20 protein-coding genes are annotated in these 21,190 nt (G+C 70.6%); 12 read left to right on the forward strand and 8 right to left on the reverse strand.

Annotated elements, in window-relative coordinates; all coding sequences use genetic code 11:
- Positions 1 to 68 precede the first annotated feature (68 nt).
- The 3 genes from HHX40_RS22510 (at position 69) to HHX40_RS22520 (ending at position 2,452) form a co-directional block, all read left to right on the forward strand.
- Positions 69 to 686, forward strand: coding sequence for a TetR/AcrR family transcriptional regulator (locus tag HHX40_RS22510; RefSeq protein WP_182882194.1), 618 nt, complete (start codon positions 69 to 71; stop codon positions 684 to 686).
- A gap of 219 nt (positions 687 to 905) precedes the next feature.
- Positions 906 to 1,235, forward strand: a complete 330-nt coding sequence (locus HHX40_RS22515; RefSeq protein WP_182882195.1) for a YciI family protein — start codon at positions 906 to 908, stop codon at positions 1,233 to 1,235.
- On the forward strand, positions 1,232 to 2,452 hold the full coding sequence (locus HHX40_RS22520) for an RNA polymerase sigma factor (RefSeq protein WP_182882196.1): 1,221 nt from the start codon (positions 1,232 to 1,234) through the stop codon (positions 2,450 to 2,452). The genes HHX40_RS22515 and HHX40_RS22520 overlap by 4 nt, the downstream gene beginning before the upstream one ends.
- A 67-nt stretch (positions 2,453 to 2,519) precedes the next feature.
- Here HHX40_RS22520 and HHX40_RS22525 read toward each other — a convergent pair whose 3' ends face one another.
- Positions 2,520 to 3,542, reverse strand: a complete 1,023-nt coding sequence (locus tag HHX40_RS22525; RefSeq protein WP_182877356.1) for a LacI family DNA-binding transcriptional regulator — start codon at positions 3,540 to 3,542, stop codon at positions 2,520 to 2,522.
- A 200-nt stretch (positions 3,543 to 3,742) separates the two neighbouring features.
- On the opposite strand from HHX40_RS22525, the gene HHX40_RS37840 reads away from it, so the two are divergent.
- Together HHX40_RS37840 and HHX40_RS22535 are read left to right on the forward strand one after the other, a co-directional pair.
- The gene (locus tag HHX40_RS37840) at positions 3,743 to 4,819 is read left to right on the forward strand and encodes a Gfo/Idh/MocA family protein (RefSeq protein WP_182882197.1); all 1,077 of its coding nucleotides are present in this window, start codon (positions 3,743 to 3,745) and stop codon (positions 4,817 to 4,819) included.
- Positions 4,820 to 4,931: 112 nt separating this feature from the next.
- Positions 4,932 to 5,327: a peptidase inhibitor family I36 protein gene (locus tag HHX40_RS22535; protein ID WP_182882198.1), complete on the forward strand. Its 396-nt coding sequence runs from the start codon at positions 4,932 to 4,934 to the stop codon at positions 5,325 to 5,327.
- Positions 5,328 to 5,402: 75 nt separating this feature from the next.
- Here the strand turns inward: HHX40_RS22535 and HHX40_RS22540 are convergent, their stop codons facing one another.
- The 4 genes from HHX40_RS22540 to HHX40_RS22550 all read right to left on the reverse strand — a co-directional run bounded on the left by HHX40_RS22540 (position 5,403) and on the right by HHX40_RS22550 (position 8,856).
- Positions 5,403 to 6,893 (reverse strand): ArnT family glycosyltransferase, encoded by a 1,491-nt coding sequence (locus HHX40_RS22540; protein ID WP_182882199.1) that lies wholly within the window; start codon positions 6,891 to 6,893, stop codon positions 5,403 to 5,405.
- Positions 6,894 to 6,947: 54 nt separating this feature from the next.
- On the reverse strand, positions 6,948 to 7,421 hold the full coding sequence (locus tag HHX40_RS35870; RefSeq protein WP_310738237.1) for an IS5 family transposase: 474 nt from the start codon (positions 7,419 to 7,421) through the stop codon (positions 6,948 to 6,950).
- A complete protein-coding gene (locus HHX40_RS35875) occupies positions 7,397 to 7,723 on the reverse strand; it encodes a transposase (protein ID WP_220499456.1) in 327 nt (108 codons plus the stop codon). The genes HHX40_RS35870 and HHX40_RS35875 overlap by 25 nt, the downstream gene beginning before the upstream one ends.
- Positions 7,724 to 7,824: 101 nt before the next feature.
- Positions 7,825 to 8,856, reverse strand: coding sequence for a LacI family DNA-binding transcriptional regulator (locus HHX40_RS22550; protein WP_182882200.1), 1,032 nt, complete (start codon positions 8,854 to 8,856; stop codon positions 7,825 to 7,827).
- Positions 8,857 to 9,052: 196 nt separating this feature from the next.
- On the opposite strand from HHX40_RS22550, the gene HHX40_RS22555 reads away from it, so the two are divergent.
- The 4 genes from HHX40_RS22555 (at position 9,053) to HHX40_RS22570 (ending at position 13,992) form a co-directional block, all read left to right on the forward strand.
- A complete protein-coding gene (locus tag HHX40_RS22555) occupies positions 9,053 to 10,342 on the forward strand; it encodes a sugar ABC transporter substrate-binding protein (protein WP_182882201.1) in 1,290 nt (429 codons plus the stop codon).
- A 97-nt stretch (positions 10,343 to 10,439) separates the two neighbouring features.
- Positions 10,440 to 11,402 (forward strand): carbohydrate ABC transporter permease, encoded by a 963-nt coding sequence (locus tag HHX40_RS22560; RefSeq protein WP_138462426.1) that lies wholly within the window; start codon positions 10,440 to 10,442, stop codon positions 11,400 to 11,402.
- Positions 11,402 to 12,220, forward strand: a complete 819-nt coding sequence (locus HHX40_RS22565) for a carbohydrate ABC transporter permease (protein ID WP_182882202.1) — start codon at positions 11,402 to 11,404, stop codon at positions 12,218 to 12,220. Before HHX40_RS22560 ends, HHX40_RS22565 begins: the two co-directional genes overlap by 1 nt.
- A 56-nt stretch (positions 12,221 to 12,276) precedes the next feature.
- Positions 12,277 to 13,992: an amylo-alpha-1,6-glucosidase gene (locus tag HHX40_RS22570; protein WP_182882203.1), complete on the forward strand. Its 1,716-nt coding sequence runs from the start codon at positions 12,277 to 12,279 to the stop codon at positions 13,990 to 13,992.
- A 144-nt stretch (positions 13,993 to 14,136) separates the two neighbouring features.
- Here HHX40_RS22570 and HHX40_RS22575 read toward each other — a convergent pair whose 3' ends face one another.
- A complete protein-coding gene (locus HHX40_RS22575; protein ID WP_182882204.1) occupies positions 14,137 to 16,521 on the reverse strand; it encodes a ricin-type beta-trefoil lectin domain protein in 2,385 nt (794 codons plus the stop codon).
- A 444-nt stretch (positions 16,522 to 16,965) separates the two neighbouring features.
- On the opposite strand from HHX40_RS22575, the gene HHX40_RS22580 reads away from it, so the two are divergent.
- Complete coding sequence (locus HHX40_RS22580; protein ID WP_182882205.1) at positions 16,966 to 17,307, forward strand: hypothetical protein; 342 nt, start codon at positions 16,966 to 16,968, stop codon at positions 17,305 to 17,307.
- A gap of 221 nt (positions 17,308 to 17,528) precedes the next feature.
- On the opposite strand, the gene HHX40_RS22585 is transcribed toward HHX40_RS22580, so the two are convergent.
- Entirely contained in the window at positions 17,529 to 18,305 is a 777-nt protein-coding gene (locus tag HHX40_RS22585) for a FadR/GntR family transcriptional regulator (RefSeq protein ID WP_220499457.1), read from the reverse strand.
- A 611-nt stretch (positions 18,306 to 18,916) separates the two neighbouring features.
- Positions 18,917 to 19,597: a 4'-phosphopantetheinyl transferase family protein gene (locus tag HHX40_RS22590; RefSeq protein ID WP_182877365.1), complete on the reverse strand. Its 681-nt coding sequence runs from the start codon at positions 19,595 to 19,597 to the stop codon at positions 18,917 to 18,919.
- 288 nt (positions 19,598 to 19,885) lie between these two features.
- On the opposite strand from HHX40_RS22590, the gene HHX40_RS22595 reads away from it, so the two are divergent.
- Positions 19,886 to 20,362 carry a flavin reductase family protein gene (locus HHX40_RS22595; protein WP_244302290.1) on the forward strand — a complete coding sequence of 159 codons (477 nt, stop codon included), beginning with the start codon at positions 19,886 to 19,888 and terminating at the stop codon, positions 20,360 to 20,362.
- Positions 20,359 to 20,514: a hypothetical protein gene (locus HHX40_RS22600; protein WP_182882207.1), complete on the forward strand. Its 156-nt coding sequence runs from the start codon at positions 20,359 to 20,361 to the stop codon at positions 20,512 to 20,514. The genes HHX40_RS22595 and HHX40_RS22600 overlap by 4 nt, the downstream gene beginning before the upstream one ends.
- Positions 20,515 to 21,190: the final 676 nt, after the last annotated feature.

A 21,190-nucleotide genomic window follows, 5' to 3' on the forward strand; every position in this document is an offset into this window, starting at 1 on the left:
GGTGCGATCGAACCATAACCCATGTTGGTACGATCGCACCACAAAAACAGGTTCGAAGGACGGACGGCATGCCACGACAGGTGGACCATGACCAGCGCCGCCGCCAGATCGCCGAGGCCGTGTGGCGCCTGGCCGCCCGCGGTGGCTTGGAAGACGTCACCTTGAGGCAGGTCGCGGCCGAGGCCGAGGTCTCCGCCCGGCTGCTGCAGTACTACTTCGGCACCCGCGAGCAGTTGCTGCTCGGCACATTGGAGATCCTCAACGAGGACGCCGAGCAACGAGCCAGGGAACGCCTCGCGAAGCTCGGCGAAGCGCCCGGGACGCAGGCGATCGTGCGAGGAGTGCTGCTCGAACTGCTCCCGCTCGACAGGGAACGGCGCAACCGGCATGTGGTGTACGCCGCCTACTTCGTCCGCTTCCTGACCGACCCCGCGCTGGCCGAGGTCGCCCGGGACGCGCCGCGCGCGCTGGAGGACCTTCTCGCCGGCCTGATCGCACAGGGGCAGGAGCTGGGCCAGGTGCCTCGTGACATCGACGCCGCGGCCGAGGCCGCGTTTCTGGTGGCGGGCGCCGACGGAATCCAGACGACCGTCCTGCTCGGACAGCGCAGTCCCGAAGAAGCCGTGGCCCTGATCGACCATCAGCTCGCACGCGTCTTCGCGGCGGAGACTCGGAATCCGGCGTGACTCGGAACAAGGTCCGGCTTTGCTCGACGGCCTCGCCGGCGCGCGCTGACCTCCGTGCCGCGGACAGGCCCCGGGCCGGCGCACCCCCACAGGGACGGGTCCGTACGAGAATTCTTCGAGGAAATTCAGCGGAGGGTGTCGGATCCGGACGGCCGCGTTCGTAGCAGGGGTGACAGGCGGCCCGAGGGGGCCGCCACACGACGACAGGAGATGATCCCGATGGCGCAGTACCTGATGTCCGTGCTCAACGAGTCGGCCGTCGCCACCGAGGAGGAGCAGGCCGCGATCGACGTCTTCAACGAGCGGCTCCAGGCCGACGGCCACTGGGTGTTCGCCGCGGGACTCGCGTCGCCCGGCGCGGCCACCGTCGTCGACGGCCGGGACGCTGAGCCGGTGTTCACCGACGGGCCCTACCTGGAGTCGAAGGAGCACATCATCGGCTTCTGGATCATCGACGCGCCGCACCTCGACGTGGCGCTGCGGCTCGCCGCCGCGGGGTCGAAGAGCTGCAACCGGAGGGTCGAGCTGCGGCCGATCCTGGGCGAATGACCGGCGTCGACGAGGTGATCGCCCAGGTCCACCGCGAGGAGTGGGCCCGGGTGGTCGCGACCCTGGCCAGGCGTCTCGGCGACCTCGACGTCGCCGAGGAGATGGCCGCCGAGGCGTTCGCGACCGCCGTCGAGCGCTGGCCCGCGGAGGGTGTCCCGCCGAATCCCGGCGCGTGGCTGACCACCACCGCCCACCGCAAGGCCGTCGACCGGCTCCGGCGTGAGGTCAGACGCGAGGAGAAGCACAGGGAGGCGCTGATGTTGTCCGGCACCCCCGAGCCGCTCGGCGTCGTCGACGACGACCGGCTCCGCCTGGTGTTCACCTGCTGCCATCCCGCTCTCGCCATGGAGGCGCGGATCGCGCTGACCCTGCGGATGGTCGGCGGGCTCACCGTGCCCGAGATCGCCCGCGCGTTCCTGGTCGAGGAGACCGCCATGGGACAGCGGATCACGCGCGCGAAGGCGAAGATCAAGGCGGCGAGGATCCCGTACGGCGTGCCGTTCCGGGAGGACCTCCCGGCCCGGGTCACCGGGGTCCTCACCGTCCTCTACCTGATCTTCAACGAGGGCTACCTGGCCTCGGACCCCCGGAGGGAGCCGGTCCGCGGCGATCTGACCGCCGAGGCGATCCGGCTGACCCGGCTGGTGCGCGCGTTGCTGCCGGCGGACGGCGAGGCCGCCGGGCTGCTGGCGCTGATGCTGCTGACGGAGGCGCGCCGGGCCGCGCGGGTGTCGGCGAGCGGCGAGCTGGTCGCCCTCGGCGAGCAGGACCGCGGCGCCTGGGACCGTGAGCTGATCGCCGAGGGCCATGCCCTGGTCCGCGCGCGCCTCGCCTCGGGGGAGGCGCCTGGGCGCTACCAGATCCTCGCCGCGATCAACGCCGTCCACACCGACGCCCGCGACGTCCGCGACACCGACTGGTCTCAGGTCGTCGCGCTCTACGACCACCTGGTCCGCCTCGATCCCTCGCCGATCGTGCGGCTCAACCGGGCGATCGCGGTCGCCGAGATCGACGGCCCGCAGGTGGCGCTGGCACAGGTGGACGCATCGCCGCTGGAGGGTTACCACGCCTTCCACGCCACCCGCGCCGATCTGCTGCGCCGGCTGGGCCGCAGCGCCGAGTCCCGGGCGGCGTACGACCGGGCCATCGCGCTCGCGGCCAACACGGCCGAGGCGGCGTACCTCGTCCGCCGCCGCGACCAGCTGGCCGGCCCGTGAACCGCGTCACCCCGGCCACCGCCTCAGCCGCATCGGCCCGGGAACTCGACCCGAAGACGGCGGCGGGTCATCTGTGCGGGGGAGCGGTGGATCGGCGTTCGACGAGGCGGACGCCGAGCATCGTGTCGCGGCTCGTCGTCTCGGGGCGGCGGATGCGCTGGACGAGGTGCCAGACGGCCTGGGCGCCGAGCAGTTCCTTGTCGGAGGCGATCGTGGTGAGGGGCGGGGAGGCGTGCGCGGCCATCGCCACGTCGTCGTATCCGATCACGCTGACGTCGGCGGGCACCCGCAGGCCCCGCTCCCGCAGCGCGTCGAGCGCACCGAACGCCGACAGGTCGTTGGCGCAGAACACGGCGGTGGGCGGCGTGGGCAGGTCGAGCAGTGCCGTCATCTGCTCGTACCCGGTCCGCGCGGTGAAGTCTCCGGGCCGCACGTACGCCGGGTCGGGGGCCAGGCCGTGCTCGGCGCAGGCCCGGCGATAGCCCGCCAGCCGCCGGGCGGCGGGCACGATGTGCGCTCCCGCCGTGATGATCGCCGGTGGCGGGCTGGTGTGACCGAGCCCGATGAGGTGGCGGGTGGCGAGGTATCCGCCGGTCTCGTCGTCGTGGCGCACGTAGTCCACCGGCAGGTCGATGACGGCGTGCTCCAGCAGGACGCAGCTCACGCCCGCGTCGAGGATCCTCGCCAGGTGGTCGCGGCTCGCGCCGACGTTCAGCACGAGCAGCCCGGCGACCTGGCCACGCTCGACGCACAGCGGCAGCCGGTCCCCCTGCGGCTGGATCACCTCGTACGTCATCGAGAGGTCGAGCTCCGCGCACGCCTGCTGCGCGCCGTACACGACGGGGGCGTAGTAGAGGTTGCCGGGGGAGAACAGCTCGCTCACCCACGACACGAACCCGATCATGCCGGTCTCGGCCGGTCGGCGGGCCCGCGGGCGGTAGCCGAGTTCCTCGGCGGCCTGGCGGACCACGGAACCGGTGGAGGGCGAGACCCACGTCTTGCCGGCGAAGACCGCGGAGGCCGTGCCGATCGAGACGCCGGCTCGCTCGGCCACCTCCTTGAGGGTGGACCGTCGCGTCGTCCGCCGCATACGCCCTCCACGAGGGGGCCGATCTCAGTGTATGTCCTGAAATTTCAGTGAAATTTCGTCCTTCTCGCGACGTTAGGCCGTGGTCGCATCACCCGTCAAGGGGTCATATATCGGTCTTAATCGCTCATTGACCCCCGTGTGAGGGCGGCGTAGCTTCATGCGGGATGTCGTGGTTTCACTGAAATCAGAGGAGAGCGATCGTGGCTTCCGACAGCACCGGCGTGGCGATCGTCGGCTGCGGCAACATCGCGGCCCGGTACGCCGCCGACCTGGCCCGTTATCCGGAGATGCGCCTGGTCGGCGCCCAGGACGTGCTGCCGGAGCGGGCCGAGGCGCTGGCGGCCCCGCACGGCGGCCGGGTGTACGGCACGCTCGACGAGGTGCTCACCGACGACGACGTGGACATCGTCGTGAACCTGACCGTCCACCGGGCGCACTACGAGGTGATCCGCCGCAGCCTGGAGGCCGGCAAGCACGTGCACAGCGAGAAGCCGCTGGCGCTGACCCATGAGGAGGCGGCCGGGCTCGTGGAGATCGCGGAGAGCCGCGGCCTGCGGCTGGGCTGCGCCCCGGCGACCTTCCTCGGCGAGGCCCAGCAGACCACGCTCAAGCTGCTCAGGGAGGGCCGCGTCGGACCGGTGCGGCTCGTCTTCGCCGAGGTCAACTGGGGCAGGATCGAGGCGTGGCACCCCGAGCCCGACGGCTTCTACGCCGTGGGGCCGCTGTTCGACGTCGGGGTCTACCCGCTCACGATCGTGACGACGGCACTCGGACCGGCCCGGCGGGTCACCGCGTTCTCCTCCGTCGTCTGGCCCCGCCGCACGCGCCTGGACGGCAGCGAGTTCACGATCACCACGCCCGACTACGTGGTGGCCAACGTGGAGTTCGACGGCGGCGTCCTGCTCCGCCTGACCTGCTCCTTCTACGTGCCCAACGGCTCCACCCGGCAGCAGGGGGTGGAGTTCCACGGGGACGACGGCTCGCTGCTGCTGGAGAGCTGGCACGACTTCGACCCGTCCGTGGAGGTCCGTGCGCCGGGCCGCGACCCCGAGCCGGTGCCCCCGCTGAGGGAGCCGTGGAAGGGGGTGGAGTGGGGGAGGGCGGTGCGCGACCTCGCCGCGGCGATCCGGGAGGACCGCCCCCACCGGGCCACCGGCCGCCAGGCCGCCCACGTGGTGGAGATCCTCTGCGCCGCCAGGGAGTCGTACGAGACGGGCAAGCCGGTCGAGCTGACCTCGGACTTCACCCCGCCCGCGCCGATGGAGTGGGCCCTGTGACCACGTGACGAGCGCCCGCCCAGCGGGCGCCAAGCGCTGTCCAAGTAGCGGCCAATCGGCGACCGGCAGGCTCTTCCCAGACACGGAAACGACGACTGTCTGGGAGAAGACCATGTCGAGACTGACCAGGACGATCACCTGCCTGGCGGCGGCCGCCGCCGTCGCCGGCACGATCACCGCCGCCCCCGCCGCACACGCCGAACTCAAGCCGGGCGAGATCGCGGGGCTCTACCTCTACGACGACTCGTGGTACGAGGGAGAGCACCGCGTCTTCACGTACTCGAACGGCAGTATCGGGTTCTCCGACCGCGCGAGCTCGATCGTGAACAACACCTGGCTCGCCTGGGTCGTCTACGACGACAGGGACTTCAGGGACCGCCGCTACTGCATCCGCCCGTGGGAGAAGGTGGACGTCCTCGGCGCGCCGCAGTGGAAGTTCAACGACAAGATCTCGTCGGTCCAGCTGCTGAACAGCTACAACTGCAACGGGTACCCGACCTTCTCCTAGAGCCTGTATCAAATCCTCTCGCGACCGGGAGATGCCGGGGCAGGATTGTTCTCGGACGAAAGGCCGGGCGATTCGTCAGCTGATGGTTCGGAGTCCGGGCCACATCGCGGTCCACGACGACTTCAGGCCGGTGCAGACTGAGACGGCCTTGCCCTGCTCCCCGTTCGGAACGCCCAGTCCGTTGTCGATCCGGGCCACGTCCCGGCAGCCGACGAAGAACCTGCTCCAGTCGGCGGGCCGCCAGTCGCCGACGTGGACGACGACGGTGCGTTGAGCCGGTGGCGGACCCCATGACCAGTACGAGTTGTGACCGGAGTAGATGGGGGGCAGTTCCGATCCGAGCAGGTCGAGTGCGCTCGCCTCGCTGTAGTCGTTGGTCAGGATCACCGCACGGGCGCGCTCGTCGGCGGGCAGGGCTGCCACCGCGCCCTTAACCGTGGAGACGAACGCCGGCCAGCCGATCTGGTTCGCGGTGTCATGCACCGTGGCCGGAAGGGTGCTAGCGGCATAGGTGGCAAGGGGCAGGACCGGCAGGGTCAGGTACGCGAGGAGCAGACCCGAGACCAAGGCGGCGGCGGTGAAGATTGTCCCCTTGATGCTGGCGTGGCCGCGTACGAGCCAGCGGTCGACGACGATCGAGCCCGCGGCCATGTACGCGGCCGCGGTGCCGATCGCGTAGTAGGGCTTGCCTCCGGTCGCGACGACGAGGACGAGCGCGATGGGGCCCGCGATGCCGATCGCCCGCCACGGGACCGCGTTCCTCGAACGCAGGAGCCAGACCGCTCCGGCGAGGCTCACGGTGAACAGGATCGGACCGGTGAAGAGCCAGAGCAGCGGCACGATCTGGGCGCGGTTGTCCGCCGCGTACCCGGCGATGCGCGAGGCCATGGTGAGCTGGGGCCAGCCGTTCATCGCCTGCCAGACGAGGTTCGGCGCCCAGAACAGAAGAGCGATCCCGATGGCCGCCCACGGCCACGGTGAACGGACGACGTCCCAGCGCCGGGCGGCGAGAAGGCCCAGCGCCAGCCCCGCGGCCAGGAACAGCAGGGTGTCCTTGTTCTGCAGCCCTATCCCGGCGGTCAGGCCCACCGCCAGCCACAGGCGCCGGTCGGCACCGGCGAGAAGCCGGACCGCCAGCCACAGGATGAGCGCCCAGGCAAGCAGGTCGAGACTTGTCGTGGTGTCCATGTGGCCAGCGGCGAGATAGCCGGAAACGGCGGCCGTGACGGCCGCCAGGAACTGCGCCCGCCGAGACCCGCCGAGGTCGCGTGAGATGAGCGCCACGAGGACGACGACGAGCGCCGCCTCCACGGCCGGCAGCACCCGGACCGCGGTCGGCGAGACGCCCAGCAGGCCCACCGAGGCGGCGGATAGCAACGGGGTCAGCGGCGGCTGGTCGACGTAGCCGAAGGCGGGATGCCGGCCCGCCACGACGAAGTACATCTCGTCGCCCAGGAAGCCGTAGGCGCCCGAGAACGCCAGCAGTAGAGCGACTACCAGACCAGTCATCAGGACCACCGGCCAGGGGACGACGAAGGACCGGGTGCGCTGGGTGATGTCCGGCATCGTCACAGTGTGATCGCGCTACCGCCACGGCGCTAGAGCCTGTATCGAAGTCGGTCAGAGCCATTCGTTGATCGCGGCGATGATGATCGTGGCTTCGTAGCGGACGGCGAGTTTGTCGTACCTGGTGGCGACAGCGCGGTGGCGTTTGAGGCGGTTGATGCCGCACTCCACCGCGTGGCGCCGCTTGTACATCTCGGGGTCGAAGGCGGGAGGCCGCCCGCCCTTGGAGCCTTTGGCACGGCGGTTGGCGTCCTGGTCGGCCTTGCTGGGGATGGTGGCCTTGATCCCGCGCTGTCGCAGGTAGACGCGGTTGGCCGCGGAGGTGTAGGCCTTGTCGGCCAGGACACGGTCGGGGCGGGTGCGGGGCCGCCCCACGCCCAGGCGCGGCACCCGGATACCGCCGAGAACCGCGGTGAACTGCGGACTGTCACCGCGCTGCCCTGCGGTCAGCACGATCGACAGCAGCTTCTGCCCCTGCTCGCAGGCCAGATGCAGCTTGGTGGTCAGCCCGCCACGAGAACGCCCCAGCCCGTGATCGGCCGGCTCGGTGCCGCCCCTGCCGCCGGGCGGCTCAGCTTGAAGATCCCCCTTTTCCGCGCCCCGGCGGCGTGCTGATGCGCCCGGGCGATCGTGGAATCGACGCTGACGTCCCAGGTGATGCGCCCGGCCGCGTCCGCCAGCGCCTGCAACGTGGTCAGGATCTGCTGCCAGATGCCGTCTCGCTGATAGCGCCGAAACAGCGCATACACCGTTGACCAGGATCCGTAGCAGGCGGGCACATCCCGCCAGGGCGCGCCGGTCCGTACCCGCCAGCGGATCCCGTCGATCAACTGCCGCTTACTGAATTACGTTGTCGATCTACGACCTCTCCGACTCCCCGACGACACACCTCAAACCGGCCCACACCCCACCGCGGACTTCGATACAGGCGCTAGACCTGGTCGCGCGGCTCCCGGAGACGTACGGGGCCGGTCGTGCCGCGCAGGGAGATGGGCGGGGCGACGAGGAGATGACGGTGGGGGGTGGCGGGCTCGGCGATGCGCTGGATGAGCATCTCGACGGCGTGCGCGCCGAGCTCGTCGGCGGGCATGTCGGCGGCGGTGAGCGGCGGGTGCAGGCTCTCGGCCCACAGGCGCGCCGAGACGCCGGTGACGGAGAAGTCGCCGGGCACCGCCAGGCCCGCCCGCTCGATCGCGCGGTACATCCCGGGCATGGCGGCCTCGTTGATGGTCGCGATGGCGGTGAGACCGGGGTCCCCGGCGAGTAGCCGCTCGACGCAGGACTGCCCGGATCGGGCGTCGTCGGCGCAGCACACCTCCACGCCTTCCACCCCGCGTTCGGCCGCGGCGCGGGTGAAACCGGCCTGGGCCCGATGGGCGGGGCCGTATCCGGCGGCCACCAGCTCGGCGGACCGGTTCACCAGGGCGATCCGGCGGTGGCCGAGGTCGGCCAGGTGGTGCACGCATCCGGAGATCAGGGTCTCGTAGTCGACGTCCACCCAGGACATCTCGTCGGGGCGGCTCGTGTGGCCGATGCCGACGAACGGCAGCCTGCTCCGCCGCAGGCGGGCGACCCGGTCGTCCTCCAGCCGTATCTCCATCAGGATGACGCCGTCCACCCGCCTGCCGCTGACCACCCGTTCGAACGAACGGTCGTGCTCCCCGCCGGACGGCGACAGCAGGACGTCGAGGTCGGCGCGGGCGGCGGCGTCGACGACGCTGGCGACGAACCCGAGCTGCAGGTCTGTCAGACGCCGGCTGGCCGGGGGGACGACCAGGCCGATGGTCCGGGTCCTGCCCTCCTTGAGCGCCTTGGCGGTGGCGTTGGGCTGGTAGCCCAGCTCGTCGATGACCGCCTGGATGCGGCGGCGGGTCTCCTCGGCCACCGGGCGTTTGCCGCTCAGGGCGTAGGAGACGGTGCTGCGCGCCACGCCCGACCTTCTGGCGATCTCCCCGATGTTCACCGGCGCCCCCTTTGATCCCACCAACCGCTGATCCGACCGACCGCGTCCATCCTAGGTCGAACCGATGAGCCTGCCACTCGGCGGGTGGATTCGGCGGTATCCATTGACGTCGGCGATATGTAGGCCTATGTTCATGCGAACCGATTCGATATCCAACGAAACAGCCGCGTAACGCGCGTCAGCGGAGGTTACGATCATGAGATCAGCGGCACCGGGCCGGCACGTGGCCGGTCTGGCTATTGCGGCCCTTGCGGTCGCCTCCGGGCTCGCCGGATGCTCCTCGTCCGACGAGCCCGGCGACTCGACCGGTGCGGGCGCCCAGGCGTCCGGCAGCCAGGCCGCCGGCGGCGGGACGTACACGATCTGGGACCCCTACCCGCAGCACGACAAGAGCTCCGACTGGGTCAAGCTGCTGGAGACATGCGGCACCCAGGCGGGCGTCACGGTCGAGCGCACCGCGTACGACACCACCGACCTGACGAACAAGACGCTGCTCGCCGCGCAGCAGGGCAACGCGCCGGACGTGCTCATCGTCGACAACCCGGTGGTCTCCACGCTGGCCGAGGCCGGGGTCCTCACCAGCACCGAGGAGAACAAGCTCGACACCTCCACGATCGCGCCGAACCTGCTGGCGGCCGGGCAGAGCGGGGGCAAGACCTACGGCGTCCCCATCGGGGCCAACACCCTCGCGCTCTACTACAACAAGGGAGTGCTGAAGAAGGCCGGCGTGGACATCGGGTCGGTCAAGGACTGGGCGTCGCTGACCGCCGCCCTGGAGAAGGTCAAGGCCGCGGGCAAGAAGGGGATCACGTTCTCCGCGATCGGCACCGAGGAGGGCAGCTTCCAGTTCCTGCCCTGGTTCTGGGGCTCAGGCGCGCAGCTCACCAAGCTCGACTCACCCGAGGGCGTCTCGGCGGTCGCGCTGTGGACCGACTGGCTGAAGAAGGGGTACGCCCCCAACTCGGTGATCAACAACACCCAGACCACGAGCTGGCAGGAGTTCGCCGGCGGCGACTTCGCCTTCGCCGAGAACGGCACCTGGCAACTCGCCAACGCCGAGAAGGCCGGGTTCGAGTACGGCATCATCCCCGTTCCCTCGAAGGACGGCGGCACCGCGCCCGCCCCGACCGGCGGTGAGTTCGTGAGCATCCCCGTGCAGCAGGACACCGCCCGCTACGCCGTCTCCCAGAAGCTGGTGGCCTGCCTGACCAGCACGGACAACTCCCTGAGCACGACGACGACCCTGTCGTACATCGCGCCCACCGAGGAGGTGCAGGCCAAGCAGGTGGAGCAGAACGCGGGCCTGAAGGTGTGGGTGGACGCGGTCAAGGCGGCCAAGGGCCGCACCAGCGACGACCTCGGCACCAAGTATCCGAAGATCTCCGAGCCGATGTGGAACGCGGTGCAGGCCGCGCTGAGCGGCTCGAAGAGCCCGCAGCAGGCGATGGCCGACGCCCAGACCGCCGCGGCGAGCGCCACGCAGTAGCCGCGGGCCGCGGGGGTGATGGACAGGCCCCGGGGATCGGCGCCCCGGGGCCCCTTTCCGAGATCCTCTCGCGGCCTCCCGTCGGACGAAGGACAGCATGAATCACGTGACACAGGCGCCCGCGCCGCCCGCCGCCGCGCGCGCACCGGCCGCGGGGCGCGGCCGCCGGGCGATGGCGCGGCCCCCGTCCCGGCAGTGGGCGGCGTGGGCCTTCCTCGCTCCGGTCGTCGTCTACCTGGCGGTCTTCTACGCCTACCCGCTCTACCGCAACCTCGACCTGAGCCTGCGCGACTACACCGTGCGGTCGTTCGTACGGGGCGACGCGCCCTTCACCGGGACGGCCAACTACGCGAAGGTCGTGGCGGACCCGACGTTCGGGCCGGCGCTCTGGCACACGGTGGTGTTCACCGTGGTGTCGCTGGCCTTCCAGTTCACCATCGGGCTCGCCCTCGCGATGTTCTTCCACCGGAACTTCCGGTTGTCCGCGACGCTGCGGGCGCTGTTCCTGGTGCCGTGGCTGCTGCCGCTGATCGTGTCGTCCTCCACCTGGTCGTGGATGCTCAACAGCGACTCCGGCGTCGTCAACGCCGTCCTCGGCGCGTTCGGCGCGGCTCCGGTCCACTGGCTGACCTCGCCGGACTGGTCGCTGTGGTCGGTCGTCATCGCCAACATCTGGATCGGCATCCCGTTCAACCTGGTCGTGCTGTACTCCGGTCTGCAGGCCATCGACCCGGTGATCTACGAGGCGGCCGAACTGGACGGCGCGACGGGCGCGCAGCGGTTCTGGCGGGTGACGTTCCCGCTGCTGCGGCCGGTCTCGGCGATCACGCTGCTGCTCGGGCTGGTCTACACGCTCAAGGTGTTCGACATCATCTGGATCATGACCAGGGGCGGGCCGAGCGGGTCGTCCACCACGTTCGCGACCTGGTCGTACCGGCTGGGGTTCGGCAACCTGCTCCCGGCGTTCGGGCCCGGTGCCGCGGTCGGCAACCTGCTGATCGTCATGGCCCTGGTGTTCGGGCTGGTCTACATCCGTCTCCAGCGAAGGCAGGCCTTCTGATGAGGGGCTCCCGCGGCCCGGCGAAGACCGCGCTCGGGCTGGCGCTCACCGGCCTGATGCTGTTCCCGGTCTACTGGATGATCAACGTCTCCTTCACCCGCGACCAGGACATGCGCAAGTCGCCGCCGAACTGGTTCCCCGTCGACGGCACCCTGGAGGGCTACCGCGAGGTGCTCGACCGGCAGCTGCCGTACCTCGCGACCAGCCTGGTCGTGGGGCTCGGCACGGTGGCGCTGACCCTGCTGGTCGCGGCGCCCGCGGCGTACTCGCTGGCCAAGCTCCGCCCGCGTGGCAGCGGGGCGCTGACGTTCGCGCTGCTGATCGCGCAGATGATCCCCGGGATCATCATGGCGATGGGCTTCTACGCCATCTTCCTCAGCACCGGCCTGCTCAACACGCTCCCCGGGCTGATCGTGGCCGACTCCACGCTGGCGGTGCCGTTCGCGGTGCTGGTGCTGACGACGTTCATGTCCGGGATCCCGGAGGAGCTGTTGCAGGCCGCCCGGGTGGACGGCGCGGGAGCGACCCGCACGTTCTGGTCGGTCGTGCTGCCGGTAAGCCGCAACGCCGTCATCACGGTGTCGCTGTTCGCGTTCCTGTGGGCCTGGTCGGACTTCGTCTTCGCCAGCACCCTTGACCAGGGCGGCGACCACCAGCCCATCACGCTCGGCATCTACCACTACATCGGCAACAACAACCAGCAGTGGAACGCCATCATGGCCACCGCCGTGATCGCCTCGATCCCCGCCACCGTGCTCCTCGTCGTCGCCCAGCGCTACGTCGCCGCCGGAGTCACCGCCGGCGCGGTGAAGCACTGAACCGGCCCTCTTCGCCGGCAGCCGGCTCTCCTCAGGACAGAAGGGACATCGTCTTCATGACCGTCGCCGCAGGCCCGGTGTTCTCCCCGCAGGAGATCCCGTTCAGCTTCCGCGGATCCTGGTTCGGCTTCTCACCGGTGATCGGGGAGAAGAACTACGCGCGGGACGTCCATCTCGTGTCGCACCAGACCGGCATGCACCCGATCCTGCGGCTGGTGCCGGCCGTGGCGGGCGACCGCGCCGAGACCGTGGTCACCGCCGCGCCGCACCTGCTCACCTGGGCCTGCGACACCGGCCGGATCGACCTCGCGTACGAGAACCCCGACACCGTACGGCTGCGCGGGCACGGTCTCGGGCTGCACCTGCAGGCGGCCGACCCGGTCCTGACCCCGTTCAGCGGTCCGTACTTCTACCAGGATCCCTGCGACGGCTCGTGGGTCTTCACCGTCTACCAGACCGGGCGCCGCTACCGGATCACCCTGCTGGCCGGGCGGGCCGAGCCGGCGGGCGCGCAGGCGCTCGGCACGGCCGAGCGCGGCGTCGTGCTGCCCGGCGACGATGAGCCGTGGGAGATCGCCGTCGAGGAGTACGAGACCGCCCGCGCCCCCTACGCCGCCGTGAGCGACTTCGACGAGGTGGTCGCGGCGGCCCGGGCCGAATTCGACGCGTTCGCCGAGGCGGTGGCGCCCTGGCGGAGCGACCGCACGCCCGCCGCCGAACTCGCGGCGTACGTCCTGTGGTCGGCGACGGTGCGCCCGGCCGGGTTCGTCACGCGCTCCGCCGTGCTGATGTCCAAGCACTGGATGGACAAGGTGTGGAGCTGGGACCACTGCTTCAACGCCATCGCCCTCGCCGACGGCCTGCCGGAGCTGGCGTGGGACCAGTTCCGGGTGCCCTTCGACCACCAGGACGCCACGGGCGCGCTGCCCGACTCCGTCACCCACTCCGAAATCCTCTACAACTTCGTCAAGCCTCCCATCCACGGCTGGGCGCTGCGCCGGCTGCCGGAGCGGGCGGAGCCGCTGGAGACGTACCGGCTGCTGGAGCGGTGGACCGGCTTCTGGCTGACGAAGCGGCGCGCGCCGGGCCGCCCGCTCGCGCACTACCAGCACGGCAACGACAGCGGCTGGGACAACGCCACCACCTTCGACCCCGAGCGCGTCGTCGAGACCGCCGACCTGGCCGCCTTCCTGGTCCTGCAGATGCGTGAACTGGCCCGGCTCGCGGACCGGCTCGGCCGTACGGACGAGGCGGCGGCCTGGAGCCGGGAGGCCGACCGGATGCGCGAGGCGCTGCTCGCGGAGCTGTGGGACGGCGAGCGGTTCGTCGCCAGGGGCGCCCTGTCGGGACGCACCTGGTCCAGCTCCAGCCTGCTCGACCTGATGCCGATCGTGCTCGGCGACGAGCTGCCGGAACCCGTCCGCGCGGCGCTCGCCGCCGGTATCGAGACCCACCTGACCGAGTTCGGGCTCGCCACCGAGCCGCCCGCCTCCCCGCACTACCAGGACGACGGCTACTGGCGCGGCCCGATCTGGGCGCCCTCGACCGTGCTGATCGAGGACGGTCTGCGCCGCGCCGGGTACGCGGAGCAGGCCGACGAGATCAGCGCGCGTTTCCGGATGCTGTGCGAGAAGTCGGGGTTCGCGGAGAACTTCGACGCCCGCAGCGGCGCCGGTCTCCGCGACCGCGCCTACACCTGGACGGCCAGCGCCTATCTCATCCTCGCCGCCGCCTGCGAGCGCCGGGAGAGGGCGACGCCGGACACGCTCTGACGGCACGTCTCTCGTCGAAACGCTTCGACCTGCGGAGGCGCGGTCCAGGAGACGCCGGGCCCCCGCCCGGAGCACGGCCGGGCGGGGGAGCGGGGACCGGCCGGGCCCCGGCGGCGGACCGCCGGGGCGAGGGACCGGGCAGGGTCAGTTACGACTCCACTGCTGGTTGCTTCCGCCGTTGCAGGACCACACGATGACCTTCGTGCCGTTGGCGGTCCCGGCGCCGTTGGCGTCCAGACACAGCCCGGACTGGACGCCGGTGACGGTGCCGTCGGCGTTGAGGTTCCACTGCTGGGAGGCTCCGCCGGAGCAGCCGTTGATGACGACCGCGGCGCCGTTGGCGGTGCCGGCTTCGAGGCACTTGCTGCCGTACACCTGGAGCTGCTTGCCGGAGGTGTAGGTCCACTGCTGGTTCGTGCCGCCGTTGCAGTCCCACAGCGCCACCTGGGTGCCGTTGGTCTGCGACTGGTTCGGCACGTCCACGCACCGGCCGCTCGCCAGGCCGCGCAGCAGGTTGCCGTTGCCGGTGCCGCCCTGGCCCGGCGTGATCGTGAGGTTGTCGAACTGCGCGGTCTCGGTCGTGCTGGTGCCCACGCCGATCTGGCCCGCGCCCCAGGTGCCGTCGGTGACCGAGCCCACCTGCGTCCCGTCGATGCTCGCGGTGATCGTGCTGCCGGAGAAGGTCAGGGCCAGGGTGTGCCAGCGGCCGGTGCCGAGCCCGGCGACGTTCCCGCTGCGGACCGTCGTCATCGCGTTGTCGACGTTGTTGCGGATGATCTGCCAGGCGCCGCCGTCGGTCACCCGCAGGTAGTAGGCGTTGAGCCCTTCGGGACCGAAGGAGTGCTGGGCGCCGGCCCGGCCGATGACCTCGACGTAGCCGCTCTGCTCCAGCATCACGTCGGTGGAGACGGTGTAGTTGCTCCAGCCCAGGTCACCGAGCAGGGCGTACGGGTGGGAGCCGCCGGTCCACAGGATCGGCTGGCGCGGGGCCATCTGGCGCACGCACCGGCCGGACCGTCCGCCGCCGCAGCCCACGACCTCGAACGAGCCCTGCATGTCCATGAGGTACTTCGCCTCCCGGCCCACGGCGTAGGAGTCGAAGGTGTCGGAGTACGGCAGGGCCATCGACCCCCGGGCCGGGCTGGTCGCGGTGCCCTTGCCCTGTCCGGTCGTGGTGGTGATCGAGTACACGTACCCCGGCTGGACGGTCAGGGAGTAGTTGCCGCCGGACGGGGTGAGGTCGCCGGTGTGGACGAAGTAGTCGGCGGAGTTGCCGGAGTTGAGGTTGGTCGCCCACACGTGCACCTGGCCGGTGGACAGGCCGCCGGTGACGCTGAAGTTCAGCGTCTGGGCGGAGGTGGCGTCCATCGTCTCGATGATCGTGCTGTAGTCGGTGTTGTTCGTCGACTTCAGCGACACGTAGCTGCCGTTGTTGCGATTGCCGCCGATGTAGCCGCTGGAGGAGTCGAGGTACTTCCAGCCGGGGGCGGTGAACTGGGTGGTCTGCGCCATCGCCCAGGCGTTCTTGCCGACGGCGTAGTAACCGGACCAGGGCTGCGGCGCCACCGCCACGCCCATCGTGGCGAAGGGCAGGTTCGGGGTGATCGCGGCGATCACCGGCCAGTTGATGTACGCGGTCATCTTGCCGTCGATGTAGTCGCGGTTGATGCCGCGGGCCAGCGCCTTGGCCCCGTCGTTGTAGTCGTCGGAGCCGTTCTCGCTGGCCCACAGCGCCTTGCCGGAGTTGATCGCGTTGGTGGAACTGGGACAGTTCTGCTGGGCGCCGCGGTAGCCGCAGACGTAGTGCGATCCGTACACGTCGACCGCATTGCGGAAGGCGCTGTTGTTCACCGCGTCGTCGGCCATGCCCCAGCCGAAGTTGTCATCGGCGATGATCTTCACGTTGCTGTAGCCGCGGGAGTCCAGGGCCGAGTTGAGGTTGATGTACCAGTTCGTGTCGCGGCCCTTCTCGTTCCAGCCGCCCAGGTAGTCGATGGTCAGCCCGTGACTGTTCTTCGCGCAGCCCAGCCAGTCGACCAGGTAGTTGATCGTGTCCTGCGACCAGAAGTTGCCGTTGCCGAGCCAGCCGGGGGCGCCCCAGGCGAGGCCCACCAGCTTGATGTTGGGGTTGCGGGCCTTGGCCTGCTCCATCAGCCACCACTCGTAGCCGCGGTTGCAGTCGATGTCGCCGGAGGTGTGCCGGTGGCTCGGCTCGGCGCCGTCGGTGGAGTTGGTGTCACCGCCGATCTCGACCTTGAGGATCTGCATCGAGGCGCCGTACCCGGGCTTGAACAGGTAGTCGAGGATCTGGCTGCGCTGCGGCTCGGGGTAGTCGACGAGCAGGCGGCTGTTGCCCCCGCCACCGCTGATCGCGCCGACGCCGTCGAACGTGCGGCCGCCGGAACCGCCGTTGATCGTGATCCCGACGGCCGCGTGTGCCGGGGCGACGGCCACCAGGGACATCGCGACCGCCAGGAGCGCGACGACGACGCTCATGACGCCGCGCACCTTCTCTTTTCGCCGGCTCATTAGGTGGTCCTTCCTCATTGGCTCGCAATGTTAGCGTTAACAATGACTGCCATGGGGCAGTCGACGCTTGCGGCCACCGCGGGGAGGTCCGGGAGGCTCCCGGGCCCGGCGTGATGGTCGGACCGCGAGGCGGGGCCCGGAGAGGGCCGGCCTCGGAGGTCTGGGTACCAGTTATCAGCGGAACATAACGGTCCGTCAAGCCCCAAGTTTCACACTCGTCATCGGACCCTTGACCCGCTGCTCGCCCGGCCGCGTCCCGGTTCGTCGCGGATGAATGTTTCATACTGATCGGCTCCGGCGGAGGCCTGACCAGCCCCAGGGGGAGCGCATGGGCGGTGTCCGGAGGCCGGGAGAAGCACCGGAAAGGCCCGAGTGCGGGCTCTTGACGGCCTTCCCGTCGCCGAAATCATTCGGCCACTACGATCGCACGAAAGCAGTGGTCGGATGTTCAAACTTCTGGCTGCGCTGGTACTGGCCGGGGGCGTGGTGACCGCCGTCGGGACCGCGGCCGAGGTCTCCACCAGCCGGTTCGGCGGGATCGACGGATGGGGCGACTGCCCAGCCCAGGCGGCGCGGGCGGTGCTGAAACGGGTGACCCTGCTGCGGTACGCCTGGGGTGTGGGCGACGGGGCGGCGCCGATGTGTGGATCCGCAACGCGAGCACCGGCCTGTACGCCGGCAGCGCTGGCCGGCAGTGAAAGATCGTCGCGGCGGGCCGACCGTGAACCCCTCGCCGGTGAAACTTTCACGCGGCGCTCTCCGGGCGAGGCGATCTTCGCTCCATAAGGGCAGGTGGTGTCGCGCGGGCGGCGGGACCGCCCGTGCCGTCTACTTGACGGGCTCCGGACACGTGGTATTTGCTCTGCCTCACACCACCACCGTCACGACGAGTTGCCAGGACGAAGAGTCGGACTCCGCGACTCAGTCGTGCGACGCACCGGAGCGCCTATGGAGCAACCCCGTGCCGACCGGTCTGCCCTGAACCGCGTCGCCCGTATCCGCCCCGCTCACCCAGACCTGCCCGTGCTGACCGCCGGGCCGGGCCGGTCGGCCGGGGAGAAGAGGCGCTGCTGGATCTCTCTGCGGTAGTCGTCCAGGGTGTTGTCGATGTGCGTGGCGGCGGCGTGGGCCGCGGCCGCCGGATCTCCGGCGCAGATGGCCTGGTAGATGGCGTCGTGCTCCTCGACGGCCTTGGCGGTGTGCCCGCCGACCGAGCCGCGTAGCCCGATCATGTTGGACTGGACCTGCAGCCGCCGCGCCTCGCGTACGGCGATCTGGAGGAACATGTTGTGCGAGGCCGTGGCGATGGCGGTGTGGAAGGCGTCGTCGCCCTCGTTGAACAGGTCCTCGCGTCCGGTCTCGAAGCCGTGGCGGCACACGGCGGCGGCCTCCTCGACGGCTCTGAGCTCGGCGGGGGTGGCGCGGCGGGCGGCGAGCCGGCTCGTTTCCATCTCCTGGGCGCGCCGGAACTCGAACAGCATGTAGACGTGGTCGAGGTCGGTGGGGAGGAAGAACGACGCCAGCCGCCCGGCCCCGAGCATGCCCTCGTCGTCGGCGACGTACAGGCCCCGGCCCTTCTGGGCGCGCACCCGGCCGAGCGCCGACAGGATCTTCACCGCCTCGCGCACGACGGTGCGGCTGGTGCCCAGCTGTCCGGCCAGGTCGTTCTCCGTCGGCATGCGGTCACCCGGACGCAGGCCAAGCCGGGCGATCAACTCCAGCACCTGCTCCGCGGCCACCTCGTAGCCCGGCCGGTATCCGCCCTCGCGCGGGGTGTCGGTCACGGCGCTCCCTCCTTGTGATGGCTGGTAGAAGCATGACTCATTTCCTCGGGCGGGACACGCGGAGGGTTGGCGGGCGCGCGCGTTGAGTGCGGCGAAGCGGGAATCGGCGAGCACAGAAGTGGTGCCGGCGACGCCGCAGTAGTGAGACATTCATCCGAGCACTGCGGTACGGCGGGGTGGGCCGGTTCTCCTCCCGGAACCGGACGGCCCGCACCGCGTCGGCGGCCGATCACACGACCGGGCGCGCGGGCGCGCGCCCGGTCAACTCCGCCGGCGGACAGGCCCGCCCCGCCATACCTACCGTGATGTCTGCCGCGGTGGTCGCCGTGCTGTTCGCCGTGCTGTTCGCCGTGATGGCGGCGGGCCGAAGGGGGCCGCCCCGACCGGGCGCACATGACCGGGCGCACATGACCGTGCTGTCCGCACGCCGTCTTCCCGCGTGTCGCGACAGGCTTCCCGCGTGTCGCGACAGGCTTCCCGTGTGTCGCGACAGGCCCGCTGACCGGCGGGGGACCGGCGCGAGGTCACCCCGCCGCGCGTGCCGAGGCCGCATGGGCGGCCGGAAACCGGAGCAGACCGCGGCTCAACGGGCCTGGCTCAGTGTGCCCGGCTCAGCGGGACTGGGCGGGCACGACGATGGCGGCCAGCAGCAGGCCGTTGGTGGCGACCCAGCGCCCGGAGAAGCCGGTGAGCTGCGCCCCCGAGACGTACGGTCCCTTCACCTTCAGCGCGGCGGTGAAGCGGCCGTTGTCGGGGTCGATGGTCACCATCGCGTCCTCGAAGTCGAGCCAGCGCTTCGTCAGCGGGAACCACGCCTTGTAGACCGCTTCCTTGGCCGAGAACAGCAGCCTGTCCCACGCGACTCCGGGATGCTTGCGGGCCAGCTTCTGCAGGGCCAGGCGTTCCTCGGGCAGGGAGATCGCCTCAAGCACGCCGTTCGTCAGGGCGTCGTCGGGTTCGGCGTCGATGCCGAGGGTGACCACCTCGCCGCGAGGGGCGAGGACGGCCCCCCGGTAGCCGGCGCAGTGCGTGATGCTGCCGACCAGGCCCGCCGGCCACTTGGGCTCGCCCTGATCACCCCGCAGGATGGGCTGCTCGGGGACGCCGAGCAGTTTCATCGCCCGGCGCGCGCAGATGCGCGCGGTGGTGAATTCGTTGCGGCGCTTGTCCACGGATCGGCTCACGGCCTTCTCCTCCGCCGCGAAGAGCATCCCGTCGTGGGCGTCGTGAAAGGTGTCGACCGCCACCACTCCGGGCGGCAGGATGCTCCTGATCGCCGCAGGTTCGTTCATGGTGCCAGTTAAGCGGGCCGGCGCCGTGGGAGAAAGCGTCGGAGGCCGATCTCGGGGCAGAGCGGGCGCATCTGCAGGGTCCGGCAGGGGTGATCCCGGTAGGGGTTGTCCGTCCGCCTGATCGTCGCCATCGTTGCCGCCGTGGGCTCCCCGCGGGCCGTCGGCGACCGAATAACGGTCGGTGTTAGGGGTCGGCAGGGGATGTGCGCAGCGATGGCATGATGTGAAACTCAAATCGTGACAATGCAAGTGGAATCACTTATAGACGCAGGCGCCTTTCGCCAGGCGATGGCGGAACTCGTGGCACCGCTCACAATCGTCACGACAGTGGACGAGAATGGGCGTCGCTGGGGTTTCACTGCCAGTTCCGTCACTTCCGGGTCCCTTGAGCCGCCGCTGCTGCTGGTCGGTGTGGACCGCCGATCGAGTTGCCACGAGGCCATCACCTCCTGCCGGGAGTTCGTGGTGAACGTCCTCGGCGAGCAGCACCGCGACCTCGCGAGGACCTTCGCCACCCACGGCGTCGACCGCTTCGCGGGCGGCGAGCTGGGCTTCTGGCCCGACTCCGACCTGCCCTGCCTGCTGGACGCGAAGGCGGCCTTCCGCTGCGTGTCGAGCGGCACCCTCGCGGTGGGGGACCATGACCTGCTGGTAGGGTCGATGGTCGCGACGCGACTGAACGTCGGCGGCACGCCGCTGCTGTGGTACCAGCGTGACTTCGCCCTGCCGGCCAGGGAGGCAGGCGTGGTTCGCGAGCCGGTGTGAGTCACCGGCCTTCCGTCCCCACACCCGGCGCCGCAGCCACCGCCAGGCACCTCGACCGGGACGTCGCCAGGCACGTCACCAGGGGTGCCGCCAGGCACGTGATGCGGCTCGGCATCAGGTACGTCACCGGGCTCGGCGCCACCGTGGCGTGACCCGCGCGCCGTGACCCGTACCATGACCCGCGCCGTGACCCGCCCGGCCACGGCCGCCAGGGCGGCCGGCATCCCGGCGTCCTGAACGACGGCCGCGCGCACCGCCACCATGCTCGCGCCGGCCGTACGCGAGAACCGGCCGCACACACGACGGTCCCGCGTGCGAGGGCCGCGTGGAGCGGCATGCGGACGAGAGCCGCGCGGATGAGGATCACGCCCGCGACGGGACCCCGCGCGAATCGCGCATGCGCCGCGCGTGAGCACCGCGGCGCACGGACCGCGGCGCACGGACCGCGGCGTACAGACTGCGGCGTACGGACCGCGGCGCGACGGCCCCGCTGAGAAGAGCGCCCCGGTTGGGGTGCCCCAGGTGCGGCGTCCCGGGGGTGGCGCTCCGGCCGGTCGCCCCGCGTGTGAGCCGGCGGCTCACGGCGCTGCCCGGCCGCCTTCGCCCGGCGTCAGGCGCGAGGCGACGAGCGGCCGGCGATGAATATCGCGTACGCGCCCACTATTAGCCCCATTTGCGGGCGATTTCACCCTGTTGTCACTCAGGGCGTTTCCCCTTGAAAAGGGCAATAGACCCCTATCCCTGCTAAGCCAATGATAGGGGGCGAATCCTCTGGCGGTTCGGGGTTGCATCCCGATTCAATGAATCAGCAAATGAGCGTTCGCCGCC

Origin of the sequence: Microbispora sp. H10949, assembly GCF_014161435.1 — a bacterium.
GTDB classification, from domain to species: domain Bacteria; phylum Actinomycetota; class Actinomycetes; order Streptosporangiales; family Streptosporangiaceae; genus Microbispora; species Microbispora triticiradicis.